A 15,432-nucleotide genomic window follows, 5' to 3' on the forward strand; every position below is an offset into this window, starting at 1 on the left:
AAAAGCTTTTGTTATAATTATAGATAGGACTGATAATTATTGAGAAAGAGGCTGACAAATGGATGATAATACTAAAGAATTAGAACAATATTGGGATGAGTTTTCTCAAGAATATGAAGAAATTCAAAATGAAAGCTTGGTTGATATTGGTCAGCAATTAAAGGAATTTTTGTTGGCTGAAAAACTTTTACCAACAAGTCAATTTTTAGATTTAGCTGGTGGGACAGGTAAATATATTCCACACTTTTCAAATTTTACTGACAGCTATCATCTTGTTGATCTGTCAGCAAAAATGTTAGAATTTGCCAAGAATAAGTCAGCTGATTCAAATAAAATCACTTTTACGCATCAAGAACAAAATAAATTTTTAAAGAATACAAAAGAAAATACTTATGATTTTGTGTTTTCAGCTATGAATCCTGCATTGGAGTCAAAAGAAGCCTTAGTAGAATTAAATCGGATTGCCAATGGAAATGTTGGAATTTTACGTTTGATTTTTGATGAGGATAATCTCTTTAGTCAGGTCGAACAATTGTATTTGCCTAATCAAGAACAGAATAAAGAAGCGCAGATGTTGCTTTATAAGGTATGGTTAGAGGAATTAGGCTGGGAATTTAAAAGTAAGAAATTTAGATTCTTTTTATCAGAAAAAGTAAGTTCACAGTTTTTCTCTGATTATTTCTCTGATGAGCTTTCAAATGCAGAATTAGCGGCTTTGACGCAATTATTTTTTAGTGAAACAGAAATTCGAGAAATGGAAAGATTAGTGATATTTGAGTTATTATATTGGGAAAAATGCTAGGTTGAATCCTAGTTTTTTTATTTCTCAATTCTTTTAGTTGTAATTTATTTATTTTAATACTATAATTGACTAATCAATGATTGACAAATCAATTAAGAAAGGAGAAATAAATTATGAAGCTTGAAAAAGTCAGCCAGTTACTCTATCAGCTCAAAATTGTAAATCAAGAAATGACGGCAAAATTTGAGAAGTCAACGGGTTATAGTATTACTCGTTATCAACTGATGATGATTTTAAAATGTAAAGGTCGTTGCTCTCAAAGTCAATTACAAAATGAATTAAAAATTGATAGTGCTGCTGTAACAAGACATTTAAAATTACTTGAAGAAAAAAATCTTGTCAAAAGAGAGCGCAATAAAGAAAATAATCGAGAAGTATTTGTCGAAATTACCGATAAAGCTAAAAATGATTTAGCACTTTGTGCAAAAAGACATGATGATTCTCTAGATGAAAGTCAACAAATATTAAATATTGGGCTCAGTGATTTAGAAGAAGAACAACTTTTAGAACTACTCACAAAATTAACACAATGAAAGAAGAAAAAATGAATAAGAACTTTAAAAATAACGATTTCTCAGATATTACTTTTGGTAGAAAATCTGTCAGACTTTATGATGAAAACTACAAAATTTCTCACGAAGAAATGCTTGAAATGATTCAAGAAGCAACAGCTGCACCTTCATCAGTAAATATGCAACCTTGGCGTTTTATCATTGCTGAAACCGAAGAATCAAAAGCAAAATTAAAACCTTTAATTCGCTTTAACACACGTCAAAATGATACTTCATCAGCAATGATTTTAATTTTTGGTGACATGCTTAATTATGAATTAGGTGAAGAAATCTATGACCAAGCAGTTGCTGAAGGAAAAATGCCTCAGGAAGCCAGAGATCAACAAATTGGAGCAATTATTCCTTATTACAAGAGTTTTTCTAAACAAGAAATGAATGATGTTGTCAAAATTGACTCAAGTTTGGCAGCAATGCAATTGATGTTGGTGGCAAGAGCTCATGGTTATGAAACAAATCCAATTGGTGGTTTTGAAAAAGATCAATTAGCAGAAGCTTTCGATTTAGACAAAGAACGTTTTGTCCCAGTTATGATTTTGTCAATTGGTAAAGCCGTTGAAGAAGGTTATGAATCTGTCCGCATGAATGCTGATAAAATCACTACTTTTAAATAAAAAGGAGAAGTAATTTGACCATTTTAACAATTATTCTGTCGCTTTTGGTTGCTTTGGAATTTTTCTACATTATGTATTTAGAGACCTTTGCTACAAGCTCAAAAACAACCAGTCGTGTGTTTAATATGGGAAAAGAGGAGCTAGAACGTTCTTCAGTTCAAACGCTTTTTAAAAATCAAGGGATTTATAACGGTTTGATTGGTTTAGGATTAATTTATGCAATATTCTTTTCGTCAGCACAACTTGAAATTGTTAGATTACTACTTATTTATATTATTTTAGTGGCTTTGTATGGCTCTTTGACAAGTGATAAAAAGATCATTCTCACCCAAGGTGGTTTAGCCATTTTAGCTCTAATTTCTTCATTTTTTTAAAAAAATATTTTTAAATCCTTGACAAGTCTCATAAAAAGTTTTACAATTATTTTCAACATCAGAAAAGTAACTCTATATCAGAATTTTTTCAGGAAGTCTGCGGTTGTGCGAGCAGATAAATTCATCAGAGCGAATGGGCTGATTTGAAAGTCGAGAACGATTTGTTTTTCGCAATTTGATTTGAAACAATAAAAATCACGGATGCTCCCGATACCAAGCGACTTGTTGTTAGACGAGGAAAAGAAGAGTTTTTCTAGTATTTTTTTAATACTTTTAGGGACTCTTAAATTACGGTGGCACCGCGTGACATACGCCCGTAGAGTATTTGATACTCTACGGGCTTTTTTGTATTTTTTTGAAAGGATTTCTAAAATGAACCAACGATGGCGAAGCTTAAATTTTAACTAATCAGTATCAATGGAAAAGACTACCTCAAACCTATAGATAGAGAGAAAACATGAGAAAAATTAAAGAAATTTCAGCAGACACCATGACCCCGATTTCGGTTTATCTTCGCCTGAAAGGGAAAAATAAAGTGATTTTAGAATCCATTCCCAGAGAAAATGACCAATCACGTTTTTCAATTATTGCGTTGAATCCTGTGAAGCACATCAAATTTACTGACGGAATTTTAAGCGTAAATGACGAAATCATTAGCGATGAAAATCCAATGGAATTTCTGGAAAAATTAGTTTGTCAGCCAGAAAGTACTGACGAAAATTTAGACTTGCCTTTTACAAGTGGAGCGATTGGATATGCTGGATTTGATACCTATGGTATTTTTGAAGGCATTCAACCTGAACTGAAAGATTCGATTGGAACACCAGATATGTATTTTATGTTATACGAATCAGCTCTAATTTTTGACCACAAACGAGAAAAACTGATTTTTATTGAAGACAATACTTACAGTCAGCGTTCAGAAAAAGAGTTACAAAACGCGCTGTCAGCAAATATTGAGTCATTATCTTTACTGACAGAAGCAGAAAATGAACTGACAGAATTAAGTAAACTGAATTTCGTCAGCAATATGTCTCAAGAACTTTTTGAAGAAAAAGTTGCTAAAGCAAAGGAACTTATCAGAAATGGTGACATGTTCCAAGTTGTTTTATCACAACGTTTAACAGCCGATTTTACTGACAACCCTTTTAATTATTACAGAAAGCTTCGGGTTGAAAATCCGTCATCGTATATGTACTTTATGGAATTCGATAATTTTCATGTCATTGGCAGCTCACCAGAGCGTTTGGTTGCAGTTCATGGAAATCAAGTTTCAACCAATCCAATTGCCGGAACAAGAAAACGCGGGCAAACTGAATTTGAAGACCAAGCTCTTATTGAAGATTTAGAAAGTGATCCCAAAGAAGTCGCTGAACACAAAATGCTTGTTGATTTAGGACGAAATGATATTGGTAAAATTTCCAAATATGGTTCAATCGAAGTTCCTGTTTTCATGAAAGTTGAGAAATATCGCTACGTCATGCATATTACAAGTGAAGTGACCGGCGAGCTTCGTCCTGAATTTACAGCTATGGATGCCTTACGCGCCACATTGCCAGCGGGGACGCTATCAGGAGCACCGAAGCATCGAGCCTACCAAAGAATTTATGAATTTGAAACGCAAAAACGAGGAATTTATGGTGGAGCTATCGGTTATCTAACGAAAAATGGAAATTGCGATTTTGCAATTGCCATTCGGACAATGGTCTTGAAAGACAAGAAAGCACATGTTCAAGCAGGAGCCGGAATTGTTTACGATTCAGTACCCGAACATGAATATCAAGAAACCTTAAACAAAGCCCAAGGCTTATTGAAAGTTGGTCAATAAATAGACCCAAAAAGATGTAGAGATAAAAAATTTAACATCATCAGATAATTTTGTCAGTAATTTTTTACTGACAGAAAATAAAAAATTACTGACAGGCCTTGTCGTTAAAAAATAGGAGACAAAATTGATTTTAATAATAGATAATTACGATAGTTTCACTTACAACTTAGTGCAGTATGTAGGTGTTTTGACTGATGTAGCAGTTGTGAAAAATGACGATGATTCTTTGGGAAATATGGCAGAAAAAGCAGATGCCTTAATATTCTCACCAGGCCCTGGTTGGCCTGCGGATGCTGGAAAAATGGAAACACTTATTCAGCAATTTGCAGGTCAAAAACCAATTTTAGGAATATGTCTAGGTTTTCAAGCTATCGTTGAAGTTTTTGGTGGCAAACTTCGATTGGCACATCAAGTCATGCATGGCAAGAATTCACAAGTCCGTCAGACCTCAGGAAATTTAATTTTCAATCATCTTCCCTCAAAATTTCTAGTTATGCGCTATCATTCAATTGTCATGGATGAGGCAGTCGCTTTACCAGATTTTGCAATCACAGCAGTCGCGACAGATGATGGTGAAATTATGGCTATTGAAAATGAAAAAGAACAGATTTATGGATTACAATTTCACCCCGAATCCATTGGCACATTGGATGGTATGACCATGATTGAAAATTTTGTCAACCAAGTAAATGAAAACAAGGAGTCATCAAATGAAAAATGAACTTGAAAAAGTGATGTCAGGTCGTGACATGACCGAAAATGAAATGAATATGCTTGCTAATTCAATTATCCAAGGTGAATTAAGCGAGGTCCAAATTGCCAGCTTTTTAGTAGCATTAAAAATGAAAGGTGAAGCAGCAAGCGAATTGACTGGTTTGGCTCGAGCTTTACAAAAAGCAGCGATTCCCATTCCAACAAATTTGACAAATGCGATGGACAATTGTGGAACAGGAGGCGACCGCTCATTCAGTTTTAATATTTCAACCACAGCCGCTTTTGTTTTAGCAGCTGGTGGAGTCAATATGGCAAAACACGGAAATCGCTCCATTACCAGTAAATCTGGCTCGGCAGACGTTCTTGAGGCCTTAGGAATCAATCTTTATTTACCAGCAGAAAAGTTAGCTCAAGTTTTTGACAAAGTTGGTTTAGTTTTCCTTTTTGCTCAAAATCTCCACCCAGCGATGAAATACTTCACGCCAGTCCGCAGACAACTCGAAATTCCAACAATTATGAACTTGACTGGGCCACTAATCAATCCAATTCCACTTGATACGCAACTTCTTGGTACCTCACGTCCAGATTTACTTGAATTAACAGCAAATGTTTTGAAAGGCTTGGGCCGTAAGCGAGCATTAGTCATCACAGGTGAAGGCGGAATGGACGAAGCAACTCCCTTTGGACTTAATCATTACGCACTTTTAGAAAATGACAAAGTGACTTTGCATGAATTTAGAGCCTCAGAAGTTGGTATTTCAGAAGTTCAACTCAATGATATTCGTGGAGGTGAAGCCCCAGAAAATGCTGAAATTTTAAAAAATGTCCTTGAAAATCAACCGTCAGCCTTTTTAGAAACGACCGTTTTAAATGCCGGACTTGGATTTTATGCCAATGGAAAAGTTGATTCCATCAAATCCGGAGTTGACCTTGCAAGAGAAGTAATTAGTACAGGAGCAGCTCTTACCAAGTTGCATGAATTACAAGCAGAACAAATTGGTTAAAAATCTTGATGGCAAATTTTGAAATAGCAGAAAATGAGAGAAAAATATGAACATAAAAAAAGGAAAATTTCTAGAAACAATCCTAGCAGAAAAACGACTTGAAATTGCTAAAATGCCAGAAGAACAAGTAGGAAAAGTTCGTCAAACATACAATTTTTATGATTACTTAAAAGAACATTCCGACCAGCTTCAAGTGATTGCCGAAGTCAAAAAAGCTTCGCCCAGTCTAGGTGATATTAACTTAGAAGTGGATATCGTTGACCAAGCCAAAAATTACGAACAAGCCGGTGCCGCTATGATTTCCGTCTTAACTGACCCTGTATTTTTTAAAGGAAATATTGAATATCTCTGTGAAATTTCAGAAAATGTCCAAATCCCCACCTTGAACAAGGATTTTATCATCGATAAAAAACAAATCAATCGGGCAGTTAATGCGGGAGCAACAGTTATTTTACTCATTGTCGCAGTTTTTGAAAATCAATACCCCAAACTCCAAAACCTCTACAACTACGCACTTTCACTAGGACTTGAAGTTCTTGTTGAAACACATAATAAAGCAGAACTTGAGATTGCTCATCAGCTTGGAGCTAAAATTATTGGAGTTAATAATCGTAATTTAAAAACCTTTGAAGTGAGCTTACAAAATTCAGTAGATTTGACACCCTACTTTAAAGAAGACAGTATCTACATTTCCGAATCAGGCATTTTTAGCGCAAACGAAGCCCAAAAAGTTTCCGATACTTTCAATGGAATATTGGTTGGAACAGCACTCATGCAATCAGAAAATCTAGAAAAATCTTTGAAAGATTTAAAAGTCAAGAGGAAAACGAATGAAAATTAAAATCTGTGGCTTATCTACAAAAGAAGCTGTTGATACAGCTGTAGAATCTGGTGTCACACATCTCGGTTTTATTCTTAGTCCCTCAAAACGCCAAGTTGCACCAGAAAAAATTCTTCAAATCACAAACGATGTCCCAAAAACAGTCAAAAAAGTAGGAGTTTTTGTTGATGAACCTATTGATTTTGTAAAAAAAGCCATTCAAGTTGCTCAACTCGATCTGGTTCAGCTTCACGGAAATGAAGATATGAATTACATTAATCAACTAGATATTTCGGTTATTAAAGCAATAAGACCAGACCAAGAATTTAAAGAATACGAAGATGTAATTTTATTATTTGATAGTCCACAAGCTGGAAGTGGTCAAGCATTTGATTGGGACTCTTTGGTGACCAGCGGTCTGAAAAATAAATTTTTCATCGCTGGTGGACTTAATCCAGAAAATGTAGCAGCTGCTATTCAACATTTTCCAAATGCCTACGGTGTGGATGTTTCTTCTGGAGTAGAAACTGACGGAATTAAAAACCTTACAAAAATAAAAAACTTTGTTCAAAATGCAAGCCTTGCCTCATCAAAGCAATTATTTATAGAATTTTTAAGAATCACAAAAAAGCTAAATGAAAATAAGATTATCCCTTATTTAATGGGAAGTTTAGCAGTTGAGCAAATAATCAATTTTCCAACAAATCCTGATGACATTGATATTCAACTCAAAACGTCTGATTTTGAAAATTTTGAGCAATTAACAAGTTTAATGGAAAAATTAGGTTATCAGCTTATTGACTTACATGAGCATAAATTTGAAAAAGCTAGTATTCATGTTGGCTTTGCAAGTGTGGAGACCCTTAAAAACTATGCCGGGGTTGACTATTTGACCATTCAACAAGAAAGAATGGAAAATGGCGAAAAATATCATCTTCCAAATGTTGAACAATCCCTTAAAATCTATGAGGCAGCAAAACGAGATGAGTGGCGAGGAGGGAAGCAAAAAGATTCCTTTATTTTCGATGAGTTAATAAAGGAACAGAAGAGGAATGACAATGAATGATAATCTTATTGAAGAGGGTGTAGAGATTCGAAATGGTCTCATTATTAAGTCAATTCAAAAAGAAGATATATTAGAGCTTTGGCAAATTAGTTATGGACCTAAAGCTGATTTACATTGGATGTCTTTCAACGCTCCCTATTTTGAGGAGCCAATCCTGAGTTGGGAAGAATTTTCAAGAAAAATATCTCTTAAAATAAATTAACCAAATGTTGCACTTATTATCTTTCAAAATCGAATCATTGGAATGCTGTCAGCTTATTGGGAAGACGGTAAATTACAAAAATGGCTTGAGTTTGGTATAGTGATTTATGATAGTAAATTGTGGGGACGTGGAATTGGACAGGATGCCTTATCTTTTTGGTTGAAGCACCTTTTTGAAACTTATCCGAAGATTCAGCACATAGGATTTACAACTTGGTCAGGAAATCAAGGAATGATGAGACTAGGAGAAAAAAGAGGTCTAAAACTTGAAGGGCAAATCAGAAAAGTTAGATATTGGCAAGAAACTTGGTATGATTCAATAAAATATGGAATTTTAAGAGAAGAACTAAAAAAATAAATAAAAAAAATCAAAGGAGCAACAACATGACCTACAACCAACCTAACAACAAAGGATTTTACGGCCAATTCGGGGGCCAATTCGTACCTGAGACACTAATGACAGCAGTAAAACAATTAGAAGAAGCCTACGTAGATAGTAAAAAAGACCCTCTCTTTCAAGCAGAACTTAAAGAATTACTTAAAGACTATGTTGGACGAGAAAACCCACTCTATTATGCAAAACGCTTAACAGAATATGCGGGCGGAGCAAAAATTTATCTTAAAAGAGAAGACCTAAACCATACAGGAGCACACAAAATTAACAATGCCCTCGGACAAGTCCTCCTTGCCAAAAAAATGGGAAAAAATAAAGTCATTGCTGAAACAGGTGCAGGCCAACACGGTGTCGCAAGCGCAACCGCGGCTGCCCTCTTTGGCATGGAATGTACGATTTATATGGGTGAAGAAGACGTTAAAAGACAATCTCTCAATGTCTTTCGCATGGAATTACTCGGGGCAAAAGTTCATTCAGTAACTGATGGTTCACGCGTACTTAAAGATGCGGTTAATGCAGCACTTAGAGCATGGGTTGCTCAAGTTGAAGATACGCATTATGTAATGGGCTCAGTTCTTGGACCACATCCATTTCCACAAATTGTGCGTGATTATCAAGCTGTTATTGGACAGGAAGCGCGTGCCCAATTTTTAGAAAAAGAAAATAAACTTCCAGATGCTTTAGTAGCTTGTGTCGGTGGAGGTTCAAATTCTATGGGACTTTTTTATCCCTTCGTTAATGATGAATCAGTTGCCATGTATGGTGTTGAAGCCGCTGGCCTTGGGATTGATACACCACATCATGCGGCAACAATTACTAAAGGCCGCCCCGGTGTTCTTCACGGAACACTCATGGATGTCCTTCAAGATGAAAATGGTCAAATCTTAGAAGCCTTTAGTATTTCAGCCGGTTTAGACTATCCAGGAATCGGACCAGAACACTCTTATTTCAATGCTGTTGGACGAGCAAAATATGTTGATATTACAGATGAAGAAGCACTTGAAGGTTTTAAAATCTTATCTAGAACTGAAGGAATTATCCCAGCACTAGAAAGTTCTCATGCTATCGCCTATGCAGTCAAATTAGCAAAAGAATTAGGAGCAGATAAATCAATGATTGTTTGTCTTTCAGGACGTGGAGATAAGGATGTGGTTCAAGTTAAAGAACGACTTGAAGCAGAAAAAGAGGTGAAAAAATGAAAACTTTACAAATGACTTTAAGCAATAAAAAAAATAATTTTATTCCTTATATCATGGCTGGCGACCATGAAAAAGGCTTAGAAGGTCTTAAAGAAACCATTCAACTGCTTGAGCAAGCTGGGAGTTCCGCTATTGAAATTGGCGTTCCATTTTCAGATCCGGTTGCTGATGGTCCAGTCATCGAACAAGCAGGTTTGCGTGCGTTAGCAAGAAATGTATCACTTTCAAGTATTCTTGAAACCTTAAAAACAATTGATACAAAAGTTCCTCTAGTAATTATGACCTATTTCAATCCCGTTTATCAGTTTGGAATTGAAAAGTTTGTTGCAGCTCTTGAAAAAACACCAGTTAAAGGCCTTATCATTCCTGATTTGCCTAAAGAACATGAGGACTATATCAAACCATTTATCAATGATAAAGATATCTGTTTAGTTCCTCTGGTCTCATTAACCACGCCACTTTCTCGGCAAAAAGAACTTGTAGCCGATGCTGAAGGATTTATCTATGCCGTTGCAATAAATGGAGTAACTGGGAAAGAAAATGCTTATAGTAACCAGCTTGACCAACATTTAAAAGCGTTATCTTCATTAACGGATGTTCCTGTTTTGACAGGATTTGGAATTTCTACATTATCTGATGTGGACCGTTTTAATAAAGTGTCCTCAGGAGTTATTGTTGGTTCAAAAATTGTTCGTGATTTACATGAAGGTAAAGAAAACGAAGTTATTAAATTTATTGAAAACGCAATCAATTTTTAAGATAATTGAAAAATTAATAAAACCATATATCCTTGACAGTCCACTTTACAAATGGTATACTTTTATTAAATAAAACGGTTACAAAAAATTGGATAGTGATTATTAAGTTAAGCTAGACCTTATCAAACCTATAGTTATAGGGGGATAAGGTCTATTTTTGTGAAATGGAGAAGAATGTGAAAATCAAAAAAGTTCTGAACAATAATGTAGTCATTGCTCAAAATGATAATGAAGAAACCATTCTTATGGGCTTAGGCTTAGGATTTGGGAAAAAAGCAGGTGAAGTTGTTGAAGACAAAAAAATTGAAAAAATTTTTGCATTGAAAGTAACTTCTGAGCAACAGAATTTTTCAGAATTACTTTCGGAAATTCCAAGTGGAATCGTAGAACTTTCGATTTTAACTTTAGCAAAAGCAAAAACAAAATTTGATAAAACAATTTCTGATACCGTTTTGGTTGCTTTCGCTGACCATTTAAATGCAGCAATTATTCGTGAAAAAGACAATATAACTATTAAAAATTTTCTTTTGTGGGATATTAAGAGATTTTTTCCAGAAGAATTTGCACTTTGTCTTGAAACACTTCAAAAAGTTCAAGAAAAACTTAATATCTCACTTCCAGAAGATGAAGCAGGTTTTCTGGCCATGCACATTGTTAATGGAACCCTGGGAAGTGGTCATGAATATGCAACGGAATTAACAAAATTAATGGAAGAAATATTAACAACTCTAAAGTATACTTTACAAGTAAACTTTAATGAGCAAGATATTTATTTTCAAAGGTTTATTACTCATCTAAAATTTTTCACCGAAAGAATATTTTCTAATACAAAAAGTGATGAAAGCACCGATGAAGACTTATTCCTTCTAATAACCAGAAAATACCCAAGAGCATATATAGGAACAAAAAAGTCAGTGAGTTTCTTAAACAGACAAGTTCGTACGAAGTTTCTCAAAATGAACAAATATATATGACCGTTCATCTAGCACGTATTTTAGAAAAAATACAAGATTAATTTTTAAGATGACTTTAGTCATCATCAACTATGGTAACAATTGGATCGTGACATTAAGTTGGCGAAACCTCTAAAAAATATATTATTTTGGAGGTTTGTAATGGGCAAATATGAAGCTCTTGCAAAAGACATTGTAGCAAATGTAGGTGGCAAAGAAAATGTCATCTCAGTGATTAACTGTATTACACGGTTACGTTTTAAACTCAGAGATGAGAAAAAAGCAAATACCGATGTCCTGAAAAATATGGATGGTGTAGTTACAGTAATGCAATCTGGCGGCCAATACCAAGTCGTTATTGGGAATCATGTACCAGAAGTGCGTGCAGATGTAGATGCTGTCCTTGGGGTACTTGATACCTCACCAGCAGACTCTACACAAAAAGGAAACCTTTTCGATCAATTTGTGGAATTGATCTCAGGAATTTTCCAACCAATATTAGCTCCATTAGCAGCAGCGGGTATGATTAAAGGGGTTAATGCAATTTTATCCTTTGCCTTGGGACAAAGTTTTCAAGCGTCTGCAACCTATGCTGTTTTTAATGCAATGGGTGATGGTCTATTTCTCTTCCTACCAATTTTCATTGGATATACTTCAATGAAAAAATTTAATGGTTCACCATTTGTTGGAATGATGATTGCCGCAGCACTTGTTTACCCAGGTTTCGTAGACGGAACAGTTGCAAAAACATTTGCAGAAAGTGGCGGATTAAGCCTCTTTGGAATTCCTTTTTCAGTACCAACTGCTGGCTACGGGTCTTCTGTAATGCCAATTATTGCCATTACAGCATTTGCAGCATTTTTAGAACACCAGTTAAAGAAAATTATTCCTGATGTAGTAAAGCTTTTCTTGACACCATTCTTTACGGCAATCATCTCAATTCCTCTAGGCTTCCTAGTTATTGGACCAGTAATGAATCTTGCTTCAGATGCTTTAGGCAAAGGTTTACTAGCATTACAAGGATTTAATCCTATTATCTTTGGTTTAGTGCTAGGATTTGCTTGGCAAGTCTTAGTCATGTTTGGACTACATTGGGCAATTGTTCCATTTGCAATTATCGCATTAGCAAAAGGAGAACCAACCGCGCTTTTAATTGCCGCAAGTGTTGCATCGTTTGCGCAAACTGGAGCTGTTGGAGCAGTGATGCTAAAAACAAAAGATAAACGACTTCGTGAATTAGCAATACCAGCCTTTATTTCTGGTTGGTTTGGTGTTACAGAACCAGCAATTTACGGAATTACCCTCCCTAAGAAACGTCCATTTTGGGTTTCATGTATCGTAAGTGGAATTTTATCAGCTGTTGCCATGGCCTTGGGAATTAAAGCCTACACAATGGGAGCTTTGGGAATCTTCAGTTTTACATCTAATATTACCCTTACAGGTGAAGTTTCAGGCGCGATTAAAATGATGATTGTATCAGCTGTAGCAGTTATAGCAGGCTTTGTAGTAACCTATCTTGTGGGATTTGAAGATGATGTTATTGAAAATCCAATCCCTGACAAAAAATTTAATAAACAAAAAACGAATAAAGAAATAATTGGAAGCCCTCTTGAAGGAAAAGTTATTCCACTATCACAAGTTAAAGATGCAGCCTTTTCTGCAGGTGTAATGGGCAAAGGAGCAGCGATTGAACCAACACTAGGTGAGGTTCGTGCTCCATTTGATGGAATGGTTATGATTTTGTTCCCAACTAAACATGCAGTAGGTTTAATTTCAAATGAGGGAACTGAACTTCTCATTCATATCGGAATAGATACTGTCCAACTTGAAGGAAAATACTTTGAAACCTTTGTAAAACAAGGACAGAGTGTAAAAAAAGGTGACTTACTCCTCAAGTTTGATATTGAGCGTATTCAAAATGCGGGATACAGTACTCAAGTTCCAATCATTGTAACAAATACTCAGGATTATATGGACATTTTAGTTACAAATCAATCGACGATTCATCAAAATGAAGTGTTACTAACTGCAGTTAATGCACAAACAACTGAATTAGTGGCAAATCCAGTTTAAAATAGCATTGATGAAAAACTTTAAAAATTAGATAGGAAAATTATAAAATGACATTTAAAACAGACTTTTTATGGGGTGGAGCAACGGCAGCAAATCAATTAGAAGGTGCTTATGATATAGATGGTAAAGGGCTCTCAGTAGCAGATGCAATGCCAGGAGGTAAAGAAAGATTGGCAATTCTTGCAAGTCCTGAATTTGATTGGACGATTGATATTGAACATTTTACTTATCCAAATCATGATGGAATTGATCATTATCATCATTTTAAAGAAGACATTGCATTATTTGCAGAAATGGGATTTAAAGCTTACCGTTTTTCGGTAGCTTGGTCAAGAATTTTTCCAATGGGAGATGAAACAACTCCAAATGAAAAAGGTTTGCTTTTTTATGATCAGCTAATTGATGAGTGTTTGAAATATGGAATTGAACCAGTGGTTACAATTTCCCACTATGAAATGCCACTTAATTTAGCTAAAACATATGGAGGATGGAAAAATCGCGAACTAATCGAATTTTATGTCCGTTTTGCAAAAGTTTTGTTAGAACGTTATCAAGACAAAGTGAAATATTGGATGACTTTTAACGAAATCAATTCAGCAACATTCTTTTCAGGTTTAAGTCAAGGACTTGTTCCATCTAATGGTGGAGATGACAAAACTAATGTTTTCAAAGCTTGGCATAATCAATTTGTTGCAAGTGCTCAAGCTGTAAAATTTGGGCATGACTTGAATAAGAGTTTACAAATTGGTTGTATGAGTATTTATTCAACAACTTATTCGTTCGATGCAAACCCAGTAAATCAATTAGCAACACAAGAAAGCATTCAAGAGTTTAATTATTTCTGTAATGATGTACAAGTTCGAGGAGCCTATCCCGCATTTACGAATCGACTTCACCGTAAACACGGAGTAAATGCAGATGCACTTGAAATTTCCGAAGAAGATCTAAAGATAATAAAAGAAGGAACAGTTGATTATATAGGATTTAGTTATTATATGTCGACTGTAGAATCAAAAACAGGGGAAGGCGTTCAAGCTTCAGGAAATATGGTTCTTGGAGGAGTTAAAAACCCCTTCTTAAAAGAAAGCGAATGGGGTTGGGCAGTTGACCCTGACGGACTTTGTTATGCCCTTAATGATTTATACGGTCGCTATCAAGTTCCGCTCTTCATTGTCGAAAATGGCTTAGGCGCAATTGATAAAGTAGAAGAAGACGGAACGATACAAGATGATTATCGTATTGATTATCTCAAAAAACACATTCAATTAATGAATGAAGCAGTTGAAGACGGCGTTGACCTAATGGGTTACACGCCTTGGGGATGTATTGATTTAGTTTCAGCATCTACAGGAGAAATGAGTAAGCGTTATGGATTCATCTACGTTGACTTAGATGACGAAGGAAAAGGAACAAAAAAACGTTCTAAGAAAAAATCATTTGATTGGTATAAAGAAGTAATAGCTTCAAATGCTACCAACTTGTAAAAAAATCCTCATCTTTTTGATGAGGATTTTTTCTATTTTGCATTTAAATATAAAAGAGCTATTTGAATAGTTCTTTTTTATTTGACTTAAGTAAAAAAATAATGATGTAACGTAAAAGTAATAAAGCAGATTGAGTGGCGTATAAAGAATACCCACTACCATTAGGCCTTGTGGATAAAGCGATAAAAAGCAGGTGTATTCAAAGAAATACCATAGTAATTTATATTAAAGGAAAAACAAACAAGAGAAATGTATTGAAATAAAAGAAATAAAGTTGTATAATTCAATCTAAGGAATTTTTTGTATTCCCTAAAAGGTCTTTATTATCATTTATAACCATAGAAGAGAAAAAGACCGAGTTATTGAAGCAAATAGTTGGATTTAGTTAAAAAAGAAAGGAAAGGATAAAGTAGTGAGAATGAGAGCTATTACTATTAGAGGATTTCCAGCCTTTGGTAGAAGAAAAATAGAATACTTAATTCATAAACGAAAGTTCTGATAACTTATCCAGAATTTTTTTATAAATAAAATTGTCGAAATATTCGATAGTTATAATGAATAAGCTGTCATAAATTATTA

The 15,432-nt window shown here is 34.8% G+C and carries 13 protein-coding genes and 2 pseudogenes; all 15 read left to right on the top strand.

All coding sequences use genetic code 11. The annotated features are described in order from the left end of the window. Window positions 1-58 precede the first annotated feature (58 nt). The 15 genes and pseudogenes from MHB61_RS01860 (at window position 59) to MHB61_RS01930 (ending at window position 14,853) form a co-directional block, all read left to right on the top strand. Window positions 59-802 carry a methyltransferase domain-containing protein gene (locus tag MHB61_RS01860; protein ID WP_003130419.1) on the top strand — a complete coding sequence of 248 codons (744 nt, stop codon included), beginning with the start codon at window positions 59-61 and terminating at the stop codon, window positions 800-802. Window positions 803-915: 113 nt separating this feature from the next. Next, a complete protein-coding gene (locus tag MHB61_RS01865; protein ID WP_137016724.1) occupies window positions 916-1,335 on the top strand; it encodes a MarR family winged helix-turn-helix transcriptional regulator in 420 nt (139 codons plus the stop codon). Window positions 1,336-1,346: 11 nt separating this feature from the next. Beyond that, window positions 1,347-1,985, top strand: a complete 639-nt coding sequence (locus MHB61_RS01870; RefSeq protein WP_031296407.1) for a nitroreductase family protein — start codon at window positions 1,347-1,349, stop codon at window positions 1,983-1,985. Between the two features lie 14 nt (window positions 1,986-1,999). Then, window positions 2,000-2,359 carry a DUF1304 domain-containing protein gene (locus MHB61_RS01875; RefSeq protein WP_137016726.1) on the top strand — a complete coding sequence of 120 codons (360 nt, stop codon included), beginning with the start codon at window positions 2,000-2,002 and terminating at the stop codon, window positions 2,357-2,359. 457 nt (window positions 2,360-2,816) lie between these two features. Then, window positions 2,817-4,187, top strand: coding sequence for an anthranilate synthase component I (gene trpE, locus MHB61_RS01880; RefSeq protein WP_003130425.1), 1,371 nt, complete (start codon window positions 2,817-2,819; stop codon window positions 4,185-4,187). 124 nt (window positions 4,188-4,311) lie between these two features. After that, a complete protein-coding gene (locus tag MHB61_RS01885; RefSeq protein WP_010905990.1) occupies window positions 4,312-4,908 on the top strand; it encodes an aminodeoxychorismate/anthranilate synthase component II in 597 nt (198 codons plus the stop codon). After that, window positions 4,898-5,905: an anthranilate phosphoribosyltransferase gene (trpD, locus tag MHB61_RS01890; RefSeq protein ID WP_010905989.1), complete on the top strand. Its 1,008-nt coding sequence runs from the start codon at window positions 4,898-4,900 to the stop codon at window positions 5,903-5,905. Before MHB61_RS01885 ends, trpD begins: the two co-directional genes overlap by 11 nt. A gap of 46 nt (window positions 5,906-5,951) precedes the next feature. After that, a complete protein-coding gene (gene trpC, locus MHB61_RS01895) occupies window positions 5,952-6,746 on the top strand; it encodes an indole-3-glycerol phosphate synthase TrpC (RefSeq protein ID WP_003130429.1) in 795 nt (264 codons plus the stop codon). Beyond that, the gene (locus MHB61_RS01900) at window positions 6,736-7,791 is read left to right on the top strand and encodes a phosphoribosylanthranilate isomerase (protein ID WP_003130430.1); all 1,056 of its coding nucleotides are present in this window, start codon (window positions 6,736-6,738) and stop codon (window positions 7,789-7,791) included. Before trpC ends, MHB61_RS01900 begins: the two co-directional genes overlap by 11 nt. After that, window positions 7,784-8,350, top strand: a pseudogene (locus MHB61_RS01905) (GNAT family N-acetyltransferase). The gene MHB61_RS01900 and the pseudogene MHB61_RS01905 overlap by 8 nt, the downstream one beginning before the upstream one ends. Window positions 8,351-8,376: 26 nt before the next feature. After that, on the top strand, window positions 8,377-9,585 hold the full coding sequence (gene trpB / locus MHB61_RS01910) for a tryptophan synthase subunit beta (RefSeq protein ID WP_014570637.1): 1,209 nt from the start codon (window positions 8,377-8,379) through the stop codon (window positions 9,583-9,585). Beyond that, window positions 9,582-10,343, top strand: coding sequence for a tryptophan synthase subunit alpha (trpA, locus tag MHB61_RS01915; protein ID WP_003130434.1), 762 nt, complete (start codon window positions 9,582-9,584; stop codon window positions 10,341-10,343). The genes trpB and trpA overlap by 4 nt, the downstream gene beginning before the upstream one ends. A gap of 176 nt (window positions 10,344-10,519) precedes the next feature. Beyond that, window positions 10,520-11,358 (top strand): annotated as a pseudogene (gene licT / locus MHB61_RS01920) (BglG family transcription antiterminator LicT). A 100-nt stretch (window positions 11,359-11,458) separates the two neighbouring features. Further along, window positions 11,459-13,369, top strand: coding sequence for a beta-glucoside-specific PTS transporter subunit IIABC (locus MHB61_RS01925; protein WP_003130436.1), 1,911 nt, complete (start codon window positions 11,459-11,461; stop codon window positions 13,367-13,369). Between the two features lie 47 nt (window positions 13,370-13,416). After that, on the top strand, window positions 13,417-14,853 hold the full coding sequence (locus tag MHB61_RS01930) for a glycoside hydrolase family 1 protein (RefSeq protein WP_137016731.1): 1,437 nt from the start codon (window positions 13,417-13,419) through the stop codon (window positions 14,851-14,853). Window positions 14,854-15,432 lie beyond the last annotated feature (579 nt).

It is taken from the genome of Lactococcus sp. FSL K6-0773 (assembly GCF_038006485.1).
GTDB classification, from domain to species: Bacteria; Bacillota; Bacilli; order Lactobacillales; family Streptococcaceae; genus Lactococcus; species Lactococcus lactis.

What these genes read in the sequence shown, in the direction of transcription:
- MHB61_RS01900 (WP_003130430.1), top strand. Translation starts at nt 6,736, where the DNA reads ATGAAAATTAAAATCTGTGGCTTATCTACAAAAGAAGCTGTTGATACA.
- trpB (WP_014570637.1), top strand. Translation starts at nt 8,377, where the DNA reads ATGACCTACAACCAACCTAACAACAAAGGATTTTACGGCCAATTCGGG.
- MHB61_RS01865 (WP_137016724.1), top strand. Translation starts at nt 916, where the DNA reads ATGAAGCTTGAAAAAGTCAGCCAGTTACTCTATCAGCTCAAAATTGTA.
- MHB61_RS01860 (WP_003130419.1), top strand. Translation starts at nt 59, where the DNA reads ATGGATGATAATACTAAAGAATTAGAACAATATTGGGATGAGTTTTCT.
- MHB61_RS01925 (WP_003130436.1), top strand. Translation starts at nt 11,459, where the DNA reads ATGGGCAAATATGAAGCTCTTGCAAAAGACATTGTAGCAAATGTAGGT.
- MHB61_RS01870 (WP_031296407.1), top strand. Translation starts at nt 1,347, where the DNA reads ATGAATAAGAACTTTAAAAATAACGATTTCTCAGATATTACTTTTGGT.
- MHB61_RS01930 (WP_137016731.1), top strand. Translation starts at nt 13,417, where the DNA reads ATGACATTTAAAACAGACTTTTTATGGGGTGGAGCAACGGCAGCAAAT.
- trpE (WP_003130425.1), top strand. Translation starts at nt 2,817, where the DNA reads ATGAGAAAAATTAAAGAAATTTCAGCAGACACCATGACCCCGATTTCG.
- trpD (WP_010905989.1), top strand. Translation starts at nt 4,898, where the DNA reads ATGAAAAATGAACTTGAAAAAGTGATGTCAGGTCGTGACATGACCGAA.
- trpA (WP_003130434.1), top strand. Translation starts at nt 9,582, where the DNA reads ATGAAAACTTTACAAATGACTTTAAGCAATAAAAAAAATAATTTTATT.
- trpC (WP_003130429.1), top strand. Translation starts at nt 5,952, where the DNA reads ATGAACATAAAAAAAGGAAAATTTCTAGAAACAATCCTAGCAGAAAAA.